Source organism: Comamonas sp. 14P8.1.4 (assembly GCF_057799285.1).
This window is the reverse complement of sequence record NZ_JBYOKN010000012.1, coordinates 39,097-61,293: the sequence shown is the minus strand read 5'-3', so window position 1 is coordinate 61,293 and position 22,197 is coordinate 39,097. Positions and strand designations below refer to the sequence as shown.

17 protein-coding genes and 2 tRNA genes are annotated in these 22,197 nt (G+C 58.6%); 15 read left to right on the top strand and 4 right to left on the bottom strand.

Annotated elements, in window-relative coordinates:
- The first annotated feature begins 87 nt into the window (after window positions 1-87).
- From aceA to AC27VO_RS14490, 10 genes are all read left to right on the top strand, one after another.
- Window positions 88-1,419, top strand: a complete 1,332-nt coding sequence (aceA, locus tag AC27VO_RS14535) for an isocitrate lyase (RefSeq protein WP_488667431.1) — start codon at window positions 88-90, stop codon at window positions 1,417-1,419.
- 310 nt (window positions 1,420-1,729) lie between these two features.
- Window positions 1,730-3,649 (top strand): threonine--tRNA ligase, encoded by a 1,920-nt coding sequence (gene thrS / locus AC27VO_RS14530; protein ID WP_488667430.1) that lies wholly within the window; start codon window positions 1,730-1,732, stop codon window positions 3,647-3,649.
- A 76-nt stretch (window positions 3,650-3,725) separates the two neighbouring features.
- Window positions 3,726-4,343: a translation initiation factor IF-3 gene (infC, locus tag AC27VO_RS14525; RefSeq protein WP_488667429.1), complete on the top strand. Its 618-nt coding sequence runs from the start codon at window positions 3,726-3,728 to the stop codon at window positions 4,341-4,343.
- Between the two features lie 171 nt (window positions 4,344-4,514).
- Window positions 4,515-4,718, top strand: a complete 204-nt coding sequence (gene rpmI, locus AC27VO_RS14520) for a 50S ribosomal protein L35 (protein ID WP_488667428.1) — start codon at window positions 4,515-4,517, stop codon at window positions 4,716-4,718.
- 26 nt (window positions 4,719-4,744) lie between these two features.
- Window positions 4,745-5,104: a 50S ribosomal protein L20 gene (gene rplT / locus AC27VO_RS14515; RefSeq protein ID WP_003053572.1), complete on the top strand. Its 360-nt coding sequence runs from the start codon at window positions 4,745-4,747 to the stop codon at window positions 5,102-5,104.
- A gap of 112 nt (window positions 5,105-5,216) precedes the next feature.
- Window positions 5,217-6,269 (top strand): phenylalanine--tRNA ligase subunit alpha, encoded by a 1,053-nt coding sequence (gene pheS, locus AC27VO_RS14510; RefSeq protein WP_488667427.1) that lies wholly within the window; start codon window positions 5,217-5,219, stop codon window positions 6,267-6,269.
- Between the two features lie 175 nt (window positions 6,270-6,444).
- Window positions 6,445-8,901 (top strand): phenylalanine--tRNA ligase subunit beta, encoded by a 2,457-nt coding sequence (pheT, locus tag AC27VO_RS14505; RefSeq protein ID WP_488667426.1) that lies wholly within the window; start codon window positions 6,445-6,447, stop codon window positions 8,899-8,901.
- Window positions 8,902-8,909: 8 nt separating this feature from the next.
- Complete coding sequence (locus AC27VO_RS14500) at window positions 8,910-9,239, top strand: integration host factor subunit alpha (protein ID WP_488667425.1); 330 nt, start codon at window positions 8,910-8,912, stop codon at window positions 9,237-9,239.
- Window positions 9,240-9,342: 103 nt separating this feature from the next.
- A tRNA-Pro gene (locus tag AC27VO_RS14495) sits at window positions 9,343-9,419 on the top strand.
- A 102-nt stretch (window positions 9,420-9,521) separates the two neighbouring features.
- Window positions 9,522-9,598: transfer RNA gene (locus AC27VO_RS14490), tRNA-Pro, on the top strand.
- Window positions 9,599-10,196: 598 nt separating this feature from the next.
- On the opposite strand, the gene AC27VO_RS14485 is transcribed toward AC27VO_RS14490, so the two are convergent.
- Window positions 10,197-10,502: an H-NS histone family protein gene (locus AC27VO_RS14485; protein ID WP_488667424.1), complete on the bottom strand. Its 306-nt coding sequence runs from the start codon at window positions 10,500-10,502 to the stop codon at window positions 10,197-10,199.
- A gap of 238 nt (window positions 10,503-10,740) precedes the next feature.
- Between AC27VO_RS14485 and AC27VO_RS14480 the strand changes: the two genes are divergently transcribed.
- The gene (locus AC27VO_RS14480) at window positions 10,741-12,645 is read left to right on the top strand and encodes a propionate--CoA ligase (protein WP_488667423.1); all 1,905 of its coding nucleotides are present in this window, start codon (window positions 10,741-10,743) and stop codon (window positions 12,643-12,645) included.
- 87 nt (window positions 12,646-12,732) lie between these two features.
- Here the strand turns inward: AC27VO_RS14480 and AC27VO_RS14475 are convergent, their stop codons facing one another.
- From AC27VO_RS14475 to AC27VO_RS14465, 3 genes are read right to left on the bottom strand one after another with little or no spacing between them, the layout of a single operon-like run.
- Window positions 12,733-13,602, bottom strand: a complete 870-nt coding sequence (locus AC27VO_RS14475) for a putative bifunctional diguanylate cyclase/phosphodiesterase (RefSeq protein ID WP_488667422.1) — start codon at window positions 13,600-13,602, stop codon at window positions 12,733-12,735.
- A gap of 45 nt (window positions 13,603-13,647) precedes the next feature.
- Window positions 13,648-14,736 carry a diguanylate cyclase domain-containing protein gene (locus AC27VO_RS14470; RefSeq protein WP_488667421.1) on the bottom strand — a complete coding sequence of 363 codons (1,089 nt, stop codon included), beginning with the start codon at window positions 14,734-14,736 and terminating at the stop codon, window positions 13,648-13,650.
- A complete protein-coding gene (locus AC27VO_RS14465) occupies window positions 14,691-15,458 on the bottom strand; it encodes a PAS domain S-box protein (RefSeq protein WP_488667420.1) in 768 nt (255 codons plus the stop codon). Before AC27VO_RS14465 ends, AC27VO_RS14470 begins: the two co-directional genes overlap by 46 nt.
- A 213-nt stretch (window positions 15,459-15,671) precedes the next feature.
- Here AC27VO_RS14465 and AC27VO_RS14460 point away from each other — a divergent pair, with 213 nt between their 5' ends.
- The 4 genes from AC27VO_RS14460 (at window position 15,672) to alaS (ending at window position 22,169) form a co-directional block, all read left to right on the top strand.
- A complete protein-coding gene (locus tag AC27VO_RS14460) occupies window positions 15,672-17,060 on the top strand; it encodes a phosphomannomutase/phosphoglucomutase (protein ID WP_488667419.1) in 1,389 nt (462 codons plus the stop codon).
- A gap of 29 nt (window positions 17,061-17,089) precedes the next feature.
- Window positions 17,090-18,394, top strand: coding sequence for a 3-deoxy-D-manno-octulosonic acid transferase (locus tag AC27VO_RS14455; RefSeq protein WP_488667418.1), 1,305 nt, complete (start codon window positions 17,090-17,092; stop codon window positions 18,392-18,394).
- 78 nt (window positions 18,395-18,472) lie between these two features.
- Complete coding sequence (locus tag AC27VO_RS14450) at window positions 18,473-19,387, top strand: pseudouridine synthase (protein WP_488667417.1); 915 nt, start codon at window positions 18,473-18,475, stop codon at window positions 19,385-19,387.
- Window positions 19,388-19,544: 157 nt separating this feature from the next.
- The gene (alaS, locus tag AC27VO_RS14445) at window positions 19,545-22,169 is read left to right on the top strand and encodes an alanine--tRNA ligase (RefSeq protein WP_488667416.1); all 2,625 of its coding nucleotides are present in this window, start codon (window positions 19,545-19,547) and stop codon (window positions 22,167-22,169) included.
- The last annotated feature ends 28 nt before the right edge of the window (window positions 22,170-22,197 follow it).

The following is a 22,197-nucleotide window of genomic DNA, read 5'->3' as shown; positions in this document are numbered from 1 at the left end:
TCTTCTGTAAGACTTAAATTTATCTCCAAGCCGAAGACAAACCGGCGCTCAAGTTTTAAACCTTGCCTACTTTGATTGGAGACCCGCATGTCTAAATCCCTGAATCAACAACTGAGCCGCGAACAGCAAATTGCAGCCCTTGAGAAGGACTGGGCGCAGAACCCCCGTTGGAAGGGTGTGAAGCGTAACTACTCCGCCGCTGACGTGGTGCGTTTGCGCGGCAGCCTGCAGCCAGAAAACACACTGGCACAACGCGGCGCTGAAGTGCTGTGGGACAAGATCAACGGCAGCTCCAAGAAGGGCTACGTGAATGCATTTGGCGCGATCTCTGCGGGTCAAGCGATGCAGCAGGCCAAGGCTGGCCTGGAAGCCGTGTACCTGTCGGGCTGGCAAGTCGCTGCCGACGGCAACACGTCCGAAACCATGTACCCCGACCAGTCGCTGTACGCCTACGACTCGGTGCCCACCATGGTGCGTCGCATCAACAACACCTTCAAGCGCGCTGACGAAATTCAGTGGGGTCGTGGTATCAACCCAGGCGACAAGGAATTCATCGACTACTTTCTGCCTATCGTGGCGGACGCTGAAGCCGGTTTCGGTGGCGTGCTGAACGCTTTTGAGCTGATGAAGAACATGATCGCCGCAGGTGCTGCGGGCGTGCACTTCGAAGACCAGCTGGCTGCCGTGAAGAAGTGCGGCCACATGGGTGGCAAGGTGTTGGTGCCTACGCAAGAAGCTTGTGAAAAGCTGAATGCAGCGCGTTTCGCTGCCGACGTGATGGGCGTGCCCACCATTGTTCTGGCCCGTACCGATGCGGAGGCTGCCAACCTGATCACCAGCGACTACGATGCCAACGACAAGCCTTTCCTGACCGGTGAGCGCACACAAGAAGGCTTCTACCGCGTCCGTAACGGCCTGGAACAAGCCATCAGCCGTGGCGTGGCTTACGCGCCTTACGCCGATCTGGTGTGGTGCGAAACCGGCGTGCCAGACATCGGCTTCGCCCGTGAATTCGCGCAAGCGGTGCACGCAGCCTGCCCCGGCAAGCTGTTGTCGTACAACTGCTCGCCATCGTTCAACTGGAAGAAGAACCTCAACGACAGCCAAATCGCTTCGTTCCAGGAAGACCTGTCCGCTCTGGGTTACAAGTTCCAGTTCATCACACTGGCCGGTATCCACAGCAACTGGTACAACACCTTCAAGTTCGCCCACGCTTACGCCCGCGGCGAAGGCATGAAGCACTACGTTGAAATGGTGCAAGAGCCAGAATTTGCAGCACGCGACATGGGTTACACCTTCGTGTCGCACCAGCAAGAAGTGGGCGCGGGTTACTTTGATGATGTGACCACCGTGATCCAGGGTGGCTCTTCCAGTGTGAAGGCGCTGACGGGCTCTACCGAAGAAGAGCAGTTCCACTGATCTGGCTGGATGCTGAAAACGCGGGGGGGCGTTTCAGCAAAAAATAGGACTTGGTATTGCCCGTAGCTCTGGCTACGGGCTTTTTTGTCTGTACAGCGTTAAAATACTGGAAAGCGAACCAACAAGGGCGAGAAAGGCATTCTGGTTATGACACCGCGAACGACGTACATGGAGATATGGCACAGCCAGTAAGGCTGTGAGTTCGCGCCTGCCCGGAATTGTTGTTATCCATAAAGCGCGGACAAGTTCCGCGCTTTGCGTTTTTAACGGCTTGCGCTCCTGTTACAGATAGAGATAGCTAAGGATTTTCATGTTAAAGATCACTCTTCCCGATGGTTCGCAGCGCGAATTTGAAGGCCCGGTTACTGTCATGCAGGTGGCTGCATCGATTGGCGCGGGCTTGGCCAAAAATACGGTGGCTGGCCGCGTCAATGGACGCCTGGTCGATGCCTGTGACCTGATCAGCGAAGATGCCAAGCTGCAAATCATTACGCCCAAAGATGACGAGGGTGTGGAGATCATTCGCCACTCGGCCGCCCACTTGGTCGGTCACGCCGTCAAGCAGTTGTACCCCACTGCCAAGATGGTCATCGGTCCTGTGATCGATGAGGGCTTTTACTACGACATCTCGTACGAGCGCCCCTTCACCCCCGAAGACATGGCCGCCATCGAAGCGCGCATGAAAGAGCTGATCGCACAGGATTACGACGTCATTAAGAAGATGACGCCGCGCGATGAAGTCATCAAGGTGTTCAAGGATCGCGGCGAAGACTACAAGCTGCGCTTGGTCGAAGACATGCCCAACGAAACCGCCATGGGCCTGTACTACCACCAAGAATACATCGATATGTGCCGTGGCCCCCACGTGCCCAACACCCGTTTCCTGAAGGTCTTCAAACTGACCAAGCTGGCCGGGGCCTACTGGCGCGGCGATGCCAAGAACGAGCAGCTGCAGCGTATCTACGGCACTGCGTGGGCCGACAAGAAGGACCTGGCGGCCTACATCACCCGCATTGAAGAAGCTGAAAAGCGCGACCACCGCCGTCTGGGCCGTGAGCTGGACTTGTTCCACATCGATGAATGCTCGCCCGGCACCGTGTTCTGGCACCCCAAGGGCTGGCGCATCTGGCAAGAGGTGGAGCAGTACATGCGCCGCGTCTACCGTGAAAACGGCTACGAAGAAGTGAAGGCGCCACAGATTCTGGACAAGAGTCTGTGGGAGAAGACCGGCCACTGGGACAAGTACCGCGACAACATGTTTGTCACGGAGTCGGAAAAGCGCGATTACGCGCTCAAGCCCATGAACTGCCCCGGCCACATCCTGATCTTCAAGCAAGGTGTCAAGAGCTACCGCGATCTGCCGCTGCGCTTTGGTGAGTTTGGCCAATGCCACCGCAACGAGCCCACCGGTGGCCTGCACGGCATCATGCGCGTGCGCGGTTTTACCCAGGACGATGGCCACATCTTCTGTATGGAAGACCAAATCCAGCAGGAAGTGCTGAACTTCAACCAGCTGGTGCAAAAGGTGTATGCCGATTTCGGCTTTACCGAAATCATCTACAAGGTGGCGACCCGTCCGGAAGCCCGCATCGGCTCGGACGAAAGCTGGGACAAGGCTGAAAAAGCGCTGTTCGATGCCCTGAAGGCATCGGGCTGCGAATACCAAATCGCAGTGGGCGATGGCGCTTTCTACGGCCCCAAGATCGAGTACACCTTGAAAGATGCGCTGGGTCGCCAGTGGCAGTGCGGCACCATCCAGGTCGACTTCTCCATGCCTGAGCGCCTGGATGCGGAATATGTGGGTGAAGACGGCAACCGTCACCGTCCCGTCATGCTGCACCGCGCTATCGTGGGCTCGCTCGAGCGTTTCATCGGTATTTTGGTGGAGCAATTTGCGGGCGCATTGCCTGTGTGGCTGGCGCCAGAGCAGGTCGCGGTGCTGAATATCACCGACGCACAGGCCGACTATGTGAAGGAAGTTGTGGCAAAGGTGCAAAAAGCACTGCCTCATCAAAGCCTTAAGGTGGTGTCTGACCTGCGCAACGAAAAGATCACGTATAAAATACGCGAGCATGCATTGCAGAAGCTGCCTTACATCCTCGTCGCAGGCGACAAGGAAAAAGCGGCAGGCACCGTCGCTGTGCGTGCCCGAGGTAATAAAGACTTGGGCGTGATGTCGGTGGAAGCATTCATCGAATTGCTGACCAACGATATCCAGAACAAAGTCTGATGTAGAAAGCGCGGCCAGTCCGCGCTTGTCTCATCAATGCAAGCAGCTACGCTTTTCGTAGCGATTTGAATTTAGGGTGAAAGCCATAGCTACAGAATTTCGTGACCGTCGCCACCGCGAGGAACGCAAACACCGTCTGAACCGTGAAATCATGGCGCCTGAAGTGCGTCTGTCCGGTCCTGAAAATGAACCCATTGGCATTGTTTCTCTGCAAGAAGCACTGCGCATGGCTGGTGATTTGGACGTTGATTTGGTGGAAATTGCCGCAACTGCAAACCCACCGGTTTGCCGTTTGATGGACTACGGTAAGTTCAAGTACCAAGAGCAGAAGAAGGCAGCTGAGGCCAAGGCCAAGCAGACCGTGATCGATATCAAGGAAGTGAAATTCCGTCCTGGTACCGATGATGGCGACTACAACATCAAGCTGCGCAATATTCGTCGCTTCTTGGCCGATGGCGACAAGGTGAAGGTCACTTTGCGTTTCCGCGGTCGCGAAATTACGCACCAACAGCTGGGTCTGGATCTGCTGAATCGTCTGCGTGACGAGCTGGCAGATATCATTCAGGTTGAGCAGTTCCCCAAGCTGGAAGGCCGTCAGATGGTGATGATGATCGCCCCTGCGCGCAAGAAACCAGTGACCGGTGGCGCAGCAAAACCTGCAGCGGAAAACGCACAAAGCAGCAACGCTGCCTAAGCTGGGTTAGAATTTTAGGAGACCTGCCTGCAAGGGCAGGTTTCTGTTTTGCAGCTTGCAAGAGTTGCTAAAACGCTGGCGCAAGCCGGCACCTAAGAAGTGTCTCGGGGCCTACAAGTTGGGGCAGGGTTGTCGCAACGCCTCACGAGCACAACAAACAGGAGCATTCACATGCCCAAAATGAAAACTAAGAGCGGCGCGAAGAAGCGTTTTCGCGTTCGTCCAGGTGGTACCGTCAAGCGCGGCCAAGCCTTCAAGCGTCACATTTTGACCAAGAAGACCACGAAGAATAAGCGCCACCTGCGTGGCACTACCTCCGTGCATGAAGGCGATATGGGCTCCATCGCAAAGATGTTGCCTGGCGCTGGTCTGTAATTCACTGACGAACAAGGAGAAAACACATGCCTCGCGTCAAACGTGGTGTAACGGCCCGTGCCCGTCACAAAAAAGTTCTGAATCTTGCTAAGGGTTTCCGCGGTCGCCGCGGTAACGTCTTCCGCGTCGCCAAGCAGGCGGTGATGAAGGCCGGTCAATACGCCTACCGTGACCGTCGTACCAAGAAGCGTGTATTCCGTCAGCTGTGGATCGCTCGTATCAACGCTGCTGCACGTGAACTGGGCCTGACATACAGCCAATTCGCCAACGGCCTGAAGAAGGCTGCCATCGAAATCGACCGCAAGATGCTGGCCGATATCGCTGTGCACGACAAGGCTGCATTTGCAGCTATCGTTGACCAAGTGAAGGCCAAGCTGGCTGCTTAAGTTAACGGTGTGTAGCTATTCATTGAGTAGCTGCTAGCGCACAAACTGCAAGGGCTAGAGCTTGAAAAGGCACTAGCCCTTGTTTATTTTTACAAGTCGATAAAGAGTCGGTATGAACGAGTTGGATTCTCTGGTCGAAAGCGCGCAACAGCTGTTTGCGCAGGCCCAAACTCCCGCAGATCTGGAAAATGCCAAGGCGCAGTTTCTGGGTAAGTCGGGCAAGATGACCGAGCTCATGAAGGGCATGGCGCAGCTTTCCATCGAAGAGAAAAAATCGCGCGGCGCAGCCATTAACGTGGCCAAGCAAGCGATTGAAGCAGCATTGACCGCACGTCGTACTGCCTTGGCCGATGCAGAGCTGCAGGCGCACCTGAAGGCCGAGGTGCTGGATGTGACCTTGCCTGGCCGTCGCCGTGGCACCGGTGGTTTGCACCCCGTGTCCATCACGCTGGAGCGCATTGAGGGCATTTTTGGCTCCATGGGCTTTGATGTGGCCGAAGGCCCCGAGATCGAATCCGACTGGTTCAACTTCACGGCGCTGAACACGCCCGAAGACCACCCCGCGCGTTCCATGCACGACACCTTCTATGTGGAAGGCGGCACCGAACACGCGCCCAACTTGCTGCGCACGCACACCAGCCCCATGCAGGTGCGCCACGCCGTGCAGCACGTGAAAAAATACCGCAATGCGATCGATGCCGGCCAAGGTATGCCTGAGATTCGCGTCATTGCCCCCGGCCGCACTTACCGTGTGGACTCGGACGCTACGCACTCGCCCATGTTCCACCAGTGCGAAGGCCTGTGGATTGGCGAGAATGTGAGCTTCAAGGACTTGAAGGTCGTGTTTACCGACTTCTGCAAGACCTTCTTCGAGCAGGATGACCTGGTGCTGCGTTTCCGCCCCAGCTTCTTCCCGTTCACCGAGCCTTCGGCCGAAATCGACATCCAGTTCCAAAGCGGCCCGCTGGCGGGCAAGTGGCTGGAAGTGGCGGGTTCCGGCCAAGTGCACCCCAACGTGGTGCGCAACATGGGTCTGGACCCCGAAAAATACATTGGCTTTGCCTTCGGCATGGGGCCTGACCGCCTGACCATGCTGCGTTATGGCGTGAATGACTTGCGCCTGTTCTTTGATGGCGACATTCGTTTCTTGTCGCAGTTTCAGTAAGCAATAAAGAGAGCGGCTAGCGCACGCGAATGAAGGTTTTCAGATGGTTTTGATGCTGAAATCAAGGATTTAAAAGCGCAAGCAGCTCATCTTTTGAAAGTACGAATGCCCAGTCAGCGACTGCCTCTGAAGGAAAAGTAGAGGGCGCTGGCAAGAACGCCAAAGAGTTTGAACCATGCAATTTCCTGAATCTTGGTTGCGCCAATATTGCAACCCCAATCTGACCACCCAGCAGCTGGCCGACACTTTGACCATGGCCGGCCTGGAAGTGGAAGAGCTGGACCCCGTCGCGCCTGCTTTCTCGGGCATCGTGGTTGGTGAAATCAAAGAAGCCGTGCAGCACCCTGATGCTGACCGCCTGCGCGTGTGCCAGGTGGACGTGGGTGGCCCTGAGCTGCTGAACATTGTTTGCGGCGCGCCGAACGCGCGCGTGGGCATCCGCATTCCTTGCGCCACCGTGGGCGCCGAGCTGCCCCCCGGTCCTGATGGCAAGCCTTTCAAGATCAAGATCGGCAAGCTGCGCGGCGTGCCCAGCTACGGCATGCTGTGCTCGGCCAAAGAACTGGGCATTGACGACGATGCCAGTGGCCTGCTGGAGTTGCCTCTGGATGCACCTTTGGGCCAGAACATCCGCGAATACCTGAATCTGGATGACACGCTGTTCACGCTGAAGCTCACGCCCAATTTGGCGCACTGCCTGAGCGTGTACGGCATTGCCCGTGAAGTGTCGGCCCTGACGGGTGCGCCTTTGCAAGCCATCGACTATCCGCAAGCCGCTGTCGCTTCGCAAGACAAGCTGGCGGTGAAGGTGGAAGACACCGATCTGTGCGGTCGTTTCACTGGCCGCATGGTGCGCAATGTGAATACGCAAGTGCAAACGCCCAAGTGGATGGTGGACCGCTTGGCACGCTGTGGCCAGCGCGCCGTGTCGCCGCTGGTGGACATCTCCAACTATGTGATGTTTGAGCTGGGTCGCCCCAGCCACATCTTTGATCTGGATAAGATTCACGGCGGCTTGAACGTGCGCTGGGGCAAAGAGGGCGAAACGCTCAAGCTGCTCAACGGCAACACCATCAAGATCGACGACTTCATCAAGGTCGGCGTGATTGCCGACGACAAGGAAGTCGAGTCCTTGGCCGGCATCATGGGTGGCGATGCGACGGCAGTGTCGGATGCCACGAAGAACATCTACATTGAAGCCGCCTTCTGGTTCCCCAAGGCGGTGGCTGGCCGCTCGCGCCACTTCAATTTCTCGACCGATGCGGGTCACCGCTTCGAGCGCGGCGTTGACCCCGAATTCACCGTCGAGCACATCGAGCGCATCACCCAGCTGGTGCTGGAGATCTGCGGCACGGCCGACACGCAAGTGTGTGCCATGGACGACCACCAGCCCAATATGCCTGCGCCCAAGCCCGTGCAATTGCGCGTGGCCCGTGCGGCCAAGGTGATTGGCATGCCCGTGACGCAGCAGCAATGCCTGGATGCACTCAATGGCCTGGGCTTGCCCGCTGTGGTGGCACAAGAGGGTGTGATCAGCGTGACTGCGCCCACCTTCCGCTTCGACATCAATTTGGAAGAAGACCTGATTGAAGAAGTGGCGCGCATGATTGGTTACGAGAACTTGCCCACCAGCAAGCCGCTCGCGCCCATCAGCCCCAAGTTGCGTGCAGAAAACAAGCGCAGTCCGTTTGCCGTGCGCCATGCGCTGGCCGCTCTGGGTTACCAGGAAACCATCAACTTCTCGTTCGTGGAAGAAAAGTGGGAAGCAGAGCTGGCGGGGAACACCAATCCCATCAAGCTGCTGAACCCGATTGCCAGCCAGTTGAGCGTGATGCGCTCCAGTCTGATTGGCTCGCTGATGCAAGTGCTCAAGTTCAACGTGGACCGCAAGGCCCAGCGCGTGCGCGTGTTTGAACTGGGCCGCGTGTTCTTCAAGGATGACTCCGTGGTCGAGTCCGACACCACCGTCAAGGGCTTCTACCAGCCCATGCGCGTGGCCGGTCTGGCCTATGGCGCCGCAGCCCAGCTGCAATGGGGTGAGGCCGACGCCAAGGTGGACTTCTACGACGTCAAGGGTGATGTGGAAGCCCTGCTGGCACCACTGCAACCAGTGTTTGAAGCTGCTGAGCACCCTGCCATGCACCCCGGCCGTTGTGCGCGTGTGCTGGTGAATGGCAAGGCCGTGGGTTTTGTGGGTGAGTTGCATCCCAAGTGGCGCCAAGGCTGGGATCTGGCACAAGCCCCTGTGCTGTTTGAGTTGGAGCTGGATGCGGTGCTGGCACGTGAAGTGCCCAAGTTCCAAACGGTCTCCAAGCACCAGGCGGTGGAACGCGATATTGCCGTGGTCGTTAAAGAAGCGGTAACACATGCCCAGGTCATGGCAGCCGTGGCTGCGGGTGTGCCAGGCGGTGTTTTGCGCGATGCCGTGCTGTTTGACGTGTTCCGTCCCAAGAAGCTCAAGGCGGGCGAAGAAGCTGCGCCCGGCAGCCTGGCTCAGGACGAAAAGAGCTTGGCAGTGCGCTTGACGCTGGGGCGTGACGATGCGGCACTGACCGATGTGGAAATCGACTCGGCCATGCAGGGCGCTATTGCGGTCTTGCAGGCCCAGGTTCAAGCCCGCTTGCGCGGTTAAGGAGCATCATGGAAGCGAGCAAAGTTTTGAATGCTGAGCTGGAGATGGACGCATCCGGCGCTTTGACCAAGGCGCAGCTGGCGGACCTGCTGTTTGACCAGCTGGGCGTCAGCAAGCGCGAAGCCAAGGACATGGTGGATGCCTACTTTGACCTGATTGCCGGCAGCCTGGTGCAGGGTGAGGAAGTGAAGCTCTCGGGCTTCGGTAACTTCCAGATTCGCACCAAGGCACCACGACCTGGGCGCAACCCCCGCACCGGTGAGCTGATCCCGATCGAAGCGCGCCGTGTGGTAACTTTCCACGCCAGCACCAAGCTCAAGGAGCAAATCCAGGGCTAAGGCGGATGCAGGTGCTTGATTTCAAAGCATCTGCACAAAATCTGGGTTTTGCGGCGTCTGATTTACGTCAGTTGCTACAAAAAATGGATTACAATCATGGCTTCGGCGTGTAGCGCAGCCTGGTAGCGCACTTGCATGGGGTGCAAGGGGTCGCGAGTTCGAATCCCGCCACGCCGACCAATTTATTGCCAAAGCGTCAGATGCAAGTCTGGCGCTTTTGTCTTTCAAGACTTCCTCAGAGTTTTGAAAGTGGTGTGAAAACCGCGATATAATCTGAGGCTTCGGCGTGTAGCGCAGCCTGGTAGCGCACTTGCATGGGGTGCAAGGGGTCGCGAGTTCGAATCCCGCCACGCCGACCAATTTGAAAAGCCACTTGATTGAGAAATCAAGTGGCTTTTTCTTTGCTGCATCTGCACGGTGCAAGGTGATCGCAAACTTCAGTTATTTGCGTGGTTGCTATGCAAGAGCTATGCACTGGTACAGACCAGGGCCTTGCAGCAGGGTTAAGCGCAATCTTGCTGGCATCTGGCCGTGCTGGAAACTGTTCCAGAAATGAGGTGGGGGCACGTTGTTCGCAAGCGATAGGGGCTCTGGCACCAAGCAGTGTGCAAGCTGCGGCATTTGATCTCCAATTCCAATGCGCAGATAGCACAACGCGTGGAAGGCATGCAGGGGGGGCTACATCCTGGGCGTGGCATATGTTAGCCACTGGGTGCGTGCATGAGTGATGCAGTGCGTAATCAGGTCTGCGGGATTGGTCGGAGTCGTGTGGCTCGAGGTGGTCTGGTCACGCGACGCTGGAGAAGGCGTGCAAAGGCGGTTTGGGATGAGCACTAACGCGCAGGACTTGGCAAGACGCGGAAAGTCTTTCGCATGCCGTGGTGCGCTTCGCTCATAAAAAAGCCCAAGGCAAATGGCCTTGGGCTTTTTGGTGCGCGTTACGCCAAAAGTGGGCGTTTAAGCAGCTTGACCGTCGATCAGGAAGTTCAGGCGATCCTTGCCAGCAATCCACAGTGGTGGCTTGCCGCGGCCAGTCCAGGTGGCGCCAGTTTCGGGGTCGCGGTACTTGGGGGCAACAGTCTTGTGGCCAGTGGAGGTGGTGCGTGCGGCTTTCTTGGAGAAGACGTCTTCTTCGGTCAGTTCATATTCGGCAACGATGGCACGAACTTGGGCAATGGCCGAAGCCAGCGCATCTTTGCGAGCGGCTTCAATTTGCTTTTCGAGTTCTGCGCGCTGCGCCAAGAGTTCTTTATAAGTAGTCATTGAAAAGTATTTCTGAGAAAAATGGGGCAATGCATGGATGCATTACCTGAATGCGTGGTTTATTTTATATCGATGTATTCAAGCAATGTGCATTTCATGGAAATGTTCGAATGATTTTTTCGGATTTTTGTGGTCATGGCGCTGCATTGGGTGCTGGCTTTGTCTGCATGCGTGTCAGCTTATCGAAAGTGCGCCATGAATAATTGCCTGCATATAGAACGATAAGGAGACAAGCGCCATGACCGGATTTTCAGAGTTTTATCAGCGCTCGATTGGGCCTACAACCCGCGATGCATTTTGGAAAGAGCAAGCGCAGGGGGTCGATTGGCACAAGCAACCCGAGCAGGTTTGTGATTACAGCGATCCCCCTTTTGCACGCTGGTTTGCGGATGGTGAGTTAAACCTGTGCCATAACGCCGTGGATCGGCATTTGCAGGATCGCCCAGAGCAAGCTGCATTAATTGCAGTTTCTACAGAGACCAATACCGAAAAAACCTATACCTACCGTGAGCTGCATGCCGAAGTGCAGCGCATGGCTGCGGTTTTGCAGATGTTTGGGGTGGGTAAAGGCGATCGGGTGCAGATTTACATGCCGATGATGGCGGAGGCCGCATTTGCCATGCTGGCTTGCGCGCGCCTGGGGGCCATTCACAGCGTGGTGTTCGGCGGGTTTGCCGCCGTGTCCCTGGCATCGCGTATCGATGATGCACAGCCCAAGGTCATCATCAGTGCAGATGCTGGCTCGCGCGGTGGGCGTGTGGTGGCTTACAAGCCCTTGCTGGATGAAGCGCTCAAGCTGAGCGTGCACAAGCCCCTGGCGGTGATTTTGGCCAATAGAGGGTTGGCTGCGATGGACTTGCGTGCGGGGCGCGATCACCTGTGGGCCGATTTGCGTGCCAAGTTTATGGATGCCAAAGTGCCATGTACGTGGCTTCAGTCAACAGATCCTAGCTACATTCTTTACACCAGTGGCACCACAGGAAAACCCAAGGGCGTGCAGCGCGATACCGGGGGCTATACCGTGGCGCTGGCGGCCAGCATGCCGCATATCTTCAATGCCAAAGCCGGGCAGACGTTCTTTTGCACCAGCGATATTGGCTGGGTGGTCGGGCACAGTTACATTATTTACGCTCCTTTGATTGCCGGTATGGCAACGATTTTGTACGAAGGGCTGCCGATTCGCCCGGATCCTGGGGTGTGGTGGAGTTTGGTGGAGAAATACCGCGTCACCCACATGTTTTCTGCGCCCACCGCCGTGCGTGTTTTGAAAAAGCACGATCCCGAATATCTGCGCCAATATGATCTGTCGAGCTTGCAGGCTTTATGGCTGGCTGGTGAGCCGCTGGATGAACCGACGGCTCGCTGGATCAGTGATGCCTTGAAGGTTCCGGTGATTGACAATTACTGGCAGACAGAAACAGGTTGGCCGATTTTGACGCTGTGCAATGGGGTGGAGCGACAGCCCAGCAAGTTGGGCAGCCCAGGCAAAGCCGTATATGGCTATGACGTCCAATTAATTGATGACAAAACGGGCGATGAGTTGCAGGCATCTGGCCAAAAAGGGGTGTTGGCCATTGAAGGCCCTTTGCCTCCTGGCTGCATGCAAACGGTTTGGGGCGATGATGCGCGCTTTGTGAAAACCTATTGGCAAAGTATTGAGGGCAAGCTGATCTACAGCACGTTTGACTGGGGCATTCGCGATGCAGACGGCTATTACTTCATTTTGGGCCGCACCGATGATGTGATTAACGTTGCCGGACATCGCTTGGGTACCCGTGAGATTGAAGAAAGTATTTCGGCGCATGCTGAGATTGCGGAGGTGGCCGTGGTCGGGGTGGCGGATTCGCTGAAAGGGCAGGTGGCTATGGCATTTGCGGTGGTGCGCGATGCGAACCAAGTGGCTGACAAGCTGCAGCGTGCTGCGCTGGAAGCCGACGTGATGAAGCTGGTAGATCAGCAGCTGGGGGCGGTGGCCCGGCCGGCCCGCGTGGTGTTTGTGACTGCATTGCCCAAAACCCGCAGTGGCAAGCTGCTGCGCCGTGCTTTGCAGGCTGTGGCGGAGCACAGAGACCCTGGCGACCTGACCACGATGGAAGACCCAGCCGCTTTGGCGCAAGTACAAGCGTTGCTGGCAGCGCCGTAGGTCTACGGGCACTGTGTGCCGGGCACTGCATGCAAAAGGGCGCTTGAGCGCCCTTTTTTATGGGCAGCCGAGATCGCGCTTGAGAGGTTAGGCGGCAGCTGCCTGCATGGGGGCACTGTTCCAGGCCTTGAGCCATTGCGGGAAATCAGCCGCAGGCATGGGTTGGGCGAAATGAAAGCCCTGCACCTGGTCGCAACCCATGCGCTCCAGGCTGGCACATTGCTCGCTGCTCTCCACGCCTTCGGCAATCACGTTGTAGCCAAACGAGCGCGCCAGGCTAACCACCCCGTGCACGATGGCGAAATCGGCTTGGTCGCTGAGCATGTCACGCACAAAGCTGCGGTCAATTTTCAGCGAATCCAGGGGCAGGCTGCGCAGGTATGTCAGCGATGAGTACCCTGTGCCAAAGTCATCCAGTGACACGCTCAGGCCCAGCGCCCGTAATTCGTTCAATACCTTGCCGACATGGTGAATGTCGTAGAGTGCCGCGTTTTCGGTGATCTCCAAATCCAGCAGTCGGGGCGGAATGTGGGGGTGCTCGGACAGCAGCTGGGTCATCCATTGCGAAAACTCGGGCTGCTGCAGGTGGCGCGCTGAAATGTTGACGGCGACCTGCATTTCGAGCCCTTGTTCCAGAAACTGGGCCACGGTATGCAAGGCGGTGTGAATGGCCCATTCACCAAAGGGCAGCTCCAGTGCCGTACCTTCGACGTGGGGCAAAAAATGCTGGGGGCTCAGCAGTCCTTTGCCAGGATGTAGCCAACGCGCCAAGGCTTCAACGCTGACCACACGGCGCTGTTTCATGTCGACTTTGGGCTGCACGTAGAGCGTGAACTCGTTGTTCTCCAGGCCTTCTTGGATGCGCAGACTCTTGACGTGGTTTTCTCGCTGGCTGCGCTCCAGTGTGGCATCAAAGGCCTGGATGCGATTGCGCCCTGCTTGCTTGGCTTGGTACATGGCCTGGTCGGCATGGCGTACCAGGGTATCGGCATCGCTGTCATCTTAGGGGTACAAGGTGTAGCCCATGCTGGCGGTGACTTGTACATACTCGCCATCCAGGGCATAGGGGCGAGAGATGCTGGCCATGATGCGTTGCAATAAAACGGCGCACTCTGCGCGTGAGTTCAGCTGGTTGAGCAACAGCACAAACTCATCACCCCCAAAACGGGCGACGCAGTCATGGCTTTTGAGGGCATGCTGCAAGCGCTTGGCTACCAGTACCAGCAGTCTGTCGCCGGCGTCGTGGCCCAGGCGATCGTTGATGGGTTTGAAACCATCCAGATCCAGATAGGCAACGCCCAGCAAGTGCACGGACTGGCGTGTCAGGCACAGTGCTTCGTTCAGACGGGCTGCCAGCTCCACGCGATTGGCCAGCCCTGTCAAAGCATCGAAGTGGGCCAACTGTTGCAAGTCATTTTTTTGCTCTTGCTGCGTGGTGACATCCAGGCACACACCCAGCATGCGCATGGCGCGCCCGTGCAGGTCAAAGCTCACGACTTTGCCAATGGAGCGTAACCAGCGTGAAGGGCCAATGGCGGGCTGATGACGCCAGGTGATGTCGAAAGGGCCATCGTCCGGGGAGGCCATATGGCGCATCAGTTCTGCGTTGCAGCGTGGTACGTCATGGCTGCCCATGATTTCCGTCCAGTGCCAGGTCTCTTGGGCATGTCCCAGGCTGGATGGTCCTTCAAACACTTGCAGGCTGTTGAGCGTGCACCAGAACAGATCGCCGGTGATGGTGCCGGTCTGCAGGTTCCAGTCCCAGCGGCCCAGTGCGGCGGCTTCCAGGGTGACGGACAGCAAGGCCTCTCGCTCGCGGATGGAAGCTTCTTGCTGCTTTTGTGCATCAATGTCCTGCATCACGCCGCGCATGGAGATGATCTTGCCATCATCGTCGGTGACGGCCTCGCCGCGTGAGCGCATCCAGATCTTGCGGCCATCGGCGCGAATGATTTGAATTTCCAGCTCCCAGTCCTTGCGTGCGCGCAAGCAATGCTGCAGTTGGGCACGCATGCGGTCTCTGTGCTCTGGGGCAACAAAAGTGTTCAGATAGTCTCTGGGCAAAGGGTTGTTGCGTGCCAGACCATGCATGTCATAGCAGACCTCGGACCAGACCAGTAAACCAAGCTTTCGCCACGGCGGTCTTCCCAGGCCCCCAGCTTGGCCAAGTGCCCGGCTTGCTGCAGCAAACGATTGAAGGCATGCAGCTCATAAACGGCTTTGTCATGCTCACGCATGTCGTGGAAGACGAACAGCATGCACGGCTCGCCTTTGACTTCGATCGTCACGGCGGAGATGGTGCCTGGTACCAGCTCTCCCTGAGCTTGGCACAGGATGCGCATGCGCTCCACCTGGCCGTTGACAGCCAGTTCGTCGAGCAGTTTGGTGCGCTCATTGGGGGTGGCGTACACCGCCAGTTCCGCATTGGTATGTCCAATGACATCGGCGTAGCTGAAACCCAGCAGATTGCAGAATGCGGGGTTGACATCAATAAAACGCCCATCTTTGAGTGATGTGATGCCTGCGGCATCGGGCAAGGTGCGGTATGCCGCGCTGTAGATGGCGTGTGTTTCGTGCTTGCTGTGTGCGATAGCTGCTTGGCGCAGCCAGGCAATGCTGGCCCAGCTCACCACGACAGCCACCCAGGGCAGGCTCAACCATTGCCACTGTGCGCCCCACCAGGGGGCCATGTCTTGGGGGAGCCCCAGCGCGCGCCAGGCGATGGGCAGCCCAATCGCGAGTGCAAACGCCAGGCACCAGGCAATGGCGTGGGATTGAAGTGCCTGAAGCACATATGTACGAATAGCGGCCATGCCTGTGTGATGCTTCGGAATAAAACACCTCCATGCTGCGTGTCTGCGGTGGGGGTGGCTACAAGGGAATTCCCTTGTAACAACTTGTTGAATGCGTGGGCGCTCATGCTTTGCATCTCACTTCAAAAGCAGACCAGCTTGGCACAACTAAAATACCCAGCGGCACGGCTTCGTGCCTGCTAAGTTGCGAGGAGAACTCGCGAAGGATTCACTGTGCAAATTGCGGCTTCTATCTTCAAGGCTTATGACATTCGTGGCGTGGTGCCCACAACGCTGACGGAAGCGGTGGCACGCAGCATTGGTCGCGCCTTCGGCGAAGCGGCCTTGGCGGAGGGTGAGCGCACCGTGGCCGTGGGTCGTGATGGCCGTCTGTCAGGCCCTGCGCTGAGCCAAGCCTTGATGGCCGGTCTTGTTGATGTGGGTATCGACGTCATGGATGTGGGCATGTGCACCACACCGATGCTGTACTTTGCGGCCAGTACCTTGTGCACCAGCGGCATCATGGTCACGGGCAGTCACAACCCCAAGGATTACAACGGCTTCAAGATGGTGCTGGCAGGCCGCGCCATCTATGGACCCGAGATTCAAGCGCTGTGCCAGACCATTGAGGCAGATCGCTGGCAGCTCAAGGACGGTGGCAGCGTTCGCCAGGCCGATGTGCTGGCCGCTTACAGCGCGCGTATTGTGGGCGATGTGAAGCTGTCGCGCCCGGTCAAGGTTGTGGTCGATTGCGGCAATGGCGTGGCTGGTGCCACGGCGCCCGGCATTTTCCGGGCGTTGGGGTGTGAGGTGCTGGAGCTGTTCTCCGATGTGGATGGCAATTTCCCCAACCACCACCCAGACCCCAGTAAGCCTGAAAACCTCCGTGATGTGGTGCGCGCCTTGCAGGAAACCGATGCCGAGCTGGGCCTGGCCTTTGATGGCGATGGTGACCGCCTGGGTATCGTGACCAAGGATGGCCAAACCATCTACCCCGATCGCCAAATGATGCTGTTTGCCCAGGATGTGCTCTCGCGCGTACCTGGCGGCACCATTTTGTTTGACGTGAAGTGCACCCAGCGCTTGGCGCCAGTCATTCGTGCTGCAGGTGGCGTGCCGGAGATGTACAAAACGGGCCACTCCTTGGTGAAGGCCCGTATGAAAGAGGTCGACTCTCCGCTGGGTGGCGAGATGAGTGGACACATCTTCTTCAAAGAACGTTGGTATGGCTTTGATGACGGCACTTACGCTGGCTGCCGCTTGCTGGAAATTCTGAGCAAAGAAGGGGATCCCAGTGCAGTGCTCAACGCCTTGCCAACCAGTTTTTCAACCCCAGAGTTGAACGTGGCGTGCGCAGAAGGCGAGCCCCATGCGCTCACGGCGCAGCTGCAGGCACTGGCCCCTGAAGTGTTTGCTGCACCAGCACAGATCAGCACGATTGATGGTTTGCGTGTGGACTGGGCTGATGGGTTTGGACTGATTCGCGCCAGCAACACCACGCCTGTATTGGTGCTGCGGTTTGAAGGTCATACAGAGGCCGCTTTGCACCGCATCGAAGCGCAGATGCTGGCCTTGCTTGAGCGTGTCAAGCCTGGCGCGCAAGTCGGCAGCGCGGCACACTGATTCATGACTTTCTTGCAAGAACGTACCGCATGAACTGGAGTCTGGCCGCTTATTCCGCCTTGGCATGGGCGGCACAACCCTTGTTGCGGCGCAAACTGCGCCGGCGTGCCCAGGCCGAGCCCGGCTACGGCCAAGCTGTGGCAGAGCGCTTTGGCCGCTACAGCCCTCGGGATCTGGGGCGTGAGGCTGCAGGGCAATGGGTGTGGGTGCATGCCGTCTCCCTGGGCGAGACGCGTGCTGCTGCGCTGCTGATCAAAGAGTTGCGTGCCGCCATCCCGGGGATGCGGTTGCTGCTGACCAACGGTACCGCCACAGGGCGTGCGGAAGGGCGCAAGCTGCTGCAGCCGGAGGATGTACAAGTGTGGCAGCCGTGGGACAGCCGCAAAGCGGTTCAACGCTTTTTGCGCCAGTTTCAGCCTGCTGTTGGCGTGCTGATGGAAACCGAGGTTTGGCCTAACTTGGTGCTGGGTTGTCAGCAGGCCGGTGTGCCGCTGGTGCTGGCCAACGCGCGACTCAATACCAAGTCTCAGGCGGGGGCTCAGCGCTGGCCGTCCTTGTTTGTGCCGGTCTATCGCGCCTTGCATGCCGTGTGGGCACAAACCGAAGAAGATGCGCAGCGCTTGCGCAGCCTGCAGGCGCCTGTGCGTGCTGTGTTGGGTAACCTGAAATTTGACGTGCAGCCCGATTCCGCGCTGATGGCGCAGGGCACGGCCTGGCGCGCAGCCAGCAGCAAGCCGGTGGTGATTGTGGCCAGCTCGCGCGAAGGGGAAGAGGCGCAGTGGATTGCCCAATGGGATGGCCGCAAATTCCATGGGGTGGCTGGCCAGTGCCAATGGCTGATCGTGCCCCGGCACCCGCAGCGCTTTGATGAGGTGTATGCCATGCTGTGCAGCGCCGGTTTGCGCGTGGCACGCCGCAGCCATTGGGGCGATGGTTTGCCACCGACGGACGTGGACGTGTGGCTGGGCGACAGTGTGGGCGAGATGCCGCTGTATTACGCCGCCGCGCACATTGGGTTGCTAGGCGGGAGTTTCGAGCCTCTGGGTGGGCAGAACCTGATTGAGGCGGCGGCCTGTGGTTGCCCCATGGTGCTGGGGCCTCACACGTTCAATTTTACGCAGGCCTCGCAGAACGCCTGTGAAGTGGGTGCGGCTTTCCGCGTGCTGGATATGGAGCAGGGCGTGCAGCTGGCTACCGCGCTGGCCCGCGATGCCGAGGGTCTGGATCGTGCGCGCCAGGCGGCTTTGCAGTTTGCGCAGTCACAGCGTGGCGCTGCCCGGGCCACAGCGCAGGCGATTGCCGAGGTCGTGCAGACGGCGCGCAAAAAAGTTTAATAGATGAGCTAAAAGCGCTTGGTACGCCTGGGTTTGAGGCTGATTTGGCTTTGAAAGGGCGCGCCAGAAAAATTGCCGATGCACAACACCCATGATCCCCAGGTTCTGCCCATCCGCGATGGGGTAAAGCCCAGCTGCGTGGTACTGCCCACTATGGGGCAGGGCAGCTGTTTGGATTATTTGCTGCAGCGCTTGCCCGCCGTGTCGCGCGAAGACTGGCTGGCCCGCATGGCGCGCGCAGAGGTGGTCGATGAGCGGGGTCACGCTGTAACGGAACACACACCGCTGTTGTGTGGGCTGCGCATTTACTACTACCGCCAGGTGCCGCAAGAGCCGCACATTCCTTTTGAGGCACAGGTGCTCTACCGCGATGACCATATCGTGGTCGCAGACAAACCCCACTTTTTGCCTGTGGTGCCTGGGGGGCACTATCTGCAAAACACCTTGTTGATCCGGCTGAAAAATCAGCTGGGGCTGCCAGATCTGTCACCGGTGCACCGGATCGACCGTGACACCGCGGGGCTGGTGCTGTTTTCGATCCACAAGCACGAGCGCGGTGCCTATCAGGCGTTGTTTCGTGAACGCACGGTGCACAAGGCCTATGAGGCGATTGCACCTTGGAATCCTGCCATTACCTTTCCCCGTGAACACGCCAGCCGCATGGCCGAGAGCAGCAACTTCATCCGCATGCAGGAGGTGGAGGGTGTGCCCAACAGCTTCACGCAGATGCAGCTGCTGGAGCACAACGAGCATTGGGCGCGCTACCTGCTGCAACCTGTCAGCGGCAAGCGCCACCAGCTGCGCGTGCACATGGCAGCGCTGGGGTTGGGGCTCAAGGGTGACGGCTTTTACCCCGTGGTGGACGATGCCCCGGACGGGGATTTTTCCCGGCCTCTGCTGCTGCTGGCGCAAAGTTTGGCGTTCCAAGACCCCATCACCGGCCAGCAGCGCCAGTTCACAACGCAGCGCAGCCTGGGTGATTTGCCCGCGTAAATGCAGGGGCGCGCTGCCTTTTGCGTGGCGTTTTGGCACAAGTCCACGCACCACACGCGGCGTGATTGCAGATGTCCGGCGGCAGGCAGTGCATGAAACCTATAATCAAAGGTTATTCCGTGCCGCAGCGTTTGCGCACCCAGACAACGATTCATCCATGAGCACTCCCAAATTCTCCGTTGCGGACATCCGCAAGACGTTCCTGGACTTTTTTGCATCCAAGGGCCACACCATTGTGGAATCGAGCCCTCTGGTGCCCGGGAACGACCCCACTTTGATGTTCACCAACTCGGGCATGGTCCAGTTCAAGGACGTGTTCCTGGGTACCGACAAGCGCCCCTACACCCGTGCTACCAGCGTGCAGACCTGCTTGCGCGCCGGCGGCAAGCACAACGACCTGGAAAACGTGGGCTACACCGCCCGCCACCACACTTTCTTTGAAATGCTGGGCAACTGGTCGTTTGGCGACTACTTCAAGCGCGAATCGCTGAAGTGGGCGTGGGAGCTGCTGACCGAGGTCTACAAGCTGCCCAAGGACAAGCTGCTGGCCACCGTGTACGCCGAAGACGACGAGGCGTATGACATCTGGACCAAGGAAATCGGTCTGCCGCCCGAGCGCGTGATCCGCATCGGCGACAACAAGGGCGGCCGCTACAAGTCCGACAACTTCTGGATGATGGCCGACACCGGCCCCTGCGGCCCTTGCTCGGAAATCTTCTACGACCACGGCGACCACATTGCCGGTGGCCCCCCCGGCTCGCCCGATGAAGACGGCGACCGTTTCATCGAAATCTGGAATAACGTGTTCATGCAGTTCGACATGGACGAGCAGGGCAACGTCAAGCCGCTGCCCGCACCCTGCGTGGACACCGGCATGGGCCTGGAGCGCCTGGCTGCCATCTTGCAGCATGTGCACAGCAACTACGAGATCGACCTGTTCCAGGCCCTGATCAAGGCTGCGGGCCGCGAGACGAACACCGCCGATCTGGAAACCCCGTCGCTGAAGGTGATTGCCGACCACATTCGCGCTACCGCCTTCCTGGTGGCCGATGGCGTGATTCCTTCGAACGAAGGCCGCGGCTATGTGCAGCGCCGCATCGTGCGCCGCGCCATCCGCCACGGCTACAAGCTGGGCCAGAAGACCCCGTTCTTCCACAAGCTGGTCAAGGACCTGGTCGCCACCATGGGCGATGCCTATCCCAAGATCCGCGAACAAGAAGCGCGCATCACCGAAGTGCTGAAGGTGGAAGAAGAGCGCTTCTTCGAGACGCTGGCCCACGGCATGGAAATTCTGGACAGCGCGCTGTCCGGTGATGTGAAGGTGCTGCCCGGCGACGTGGCTTTCAAGCTGCACGACACCTATGGTTTCCCGCTGGACCTGTCCAACGACGTGGCCCGCGAGCGCGGTCTGACCGTGGACGAGGCCGGCTTTGCCGCCGCCATGGAAGAGCAAAAGAGCAAGGCCCGTGCGGCCGGCAAGTTCAAGATGGACCGCGCGCTGGAATACACCGGCTCCGGCAACACCTTCACCGGCTACGACAAGCTGGCCGAATCTGCAAAAATCGTAGCGCTCTATGCCGATGGTTCTAGCGTGAACGAGCTGAAAGCCGGTCAATCTGGTGTGGTCGTTCTGGACACCACGCCGTTCTATGCAGAGTCCGGTGGCCAGGTGGGCGACCAGGGCGTGATCGCCGCAGGTGCAAACCGCTTTGCCGTGGAAGACACGCAAAAGATCAAGGCCGATGTGTTTGGTCACCACGGCGTGCTGGAATCCGGCAGGCTGAAGGTGGGCGACGCCGTGCAGGCCGAAGTGAACACCCAGCTGCGCGCTGCCACCATGCGCAACCACTCGGTGACCCACATCATGCACAAGGCCCTGCGCGAAGTGCTGGGCGCCCACGTGCAGCAAAAGGGCTCGCTGGTGAATGCCGAGCGCACCCGTTTTGACTTTGCGCACAACGCCCCGGTCACGGCCGAGCAAGTGCGTGACATTGAGCAGCGCGTGAACGCTGAAATTCTGGCCAACACCGCCACCGATGCCCGCGTGATGGACATCGAAAGCGCCCAGAAGACCGGCGCCATGATGCTGTTCGGCGAAAAATATGGTGAGACGGTGCGCGTGCTGGACATCGGCACCAGCCGCGAGCTGTGCGGCGGCACCCACGTGCATCGCACCGGTGACATCGGTTTGTTCAAGGTGGTGGGTGAATCTGGCGTGGCCGCAGGCGTGCGCCGTATCGAAGCCATCACCGGCGAGAACGCGCTGGCCTATCTGCAGTCGCTCGAATCCACCGTGGGTGAAGCCGCAGCCGCTTTCAAGGCGCCTACGGCCGAGCTGAACCACCGCATCGGTGGTGCGCTGGACCAGATCAAGGCGCTGGAAAAGGAAATCGCAGCCCTGAAGGGCAAGCTGGCTTCCAGCCAGGGCGACGAGCTGGCCACGACTGCGGTGGAAGTCAATGGAGTGAAGGTGCTGGCTGCCAAGCTGGACGGCGCCGATGCCAAGACCCTGCGTGACACCATGGACAAGCTCAAGGACAAGCTGGGCGCTGCCGTGATCGTGCTGGCGGCCGTGGACGGCGACAAGGTGCAGCTGGCAGCCGGCGTGACCAAGGCGGAAACCGCCAAGGTTAAGGCGGGTGAGCTGGTGAACTTTGTGGCCCAGCAAGTGGGCGGCAAGGGCGGCGGCAAGCCCGATATGGCGATGGCTGGCGGTACCGATGCAGCAGCGGTGCCAGCTGCGTTGACCTCGGTGCAAGCTTGGGTGGCTGAGCGCCTGTAAAGCGCAGGGCAGAGCCTTTTTCTCCCAA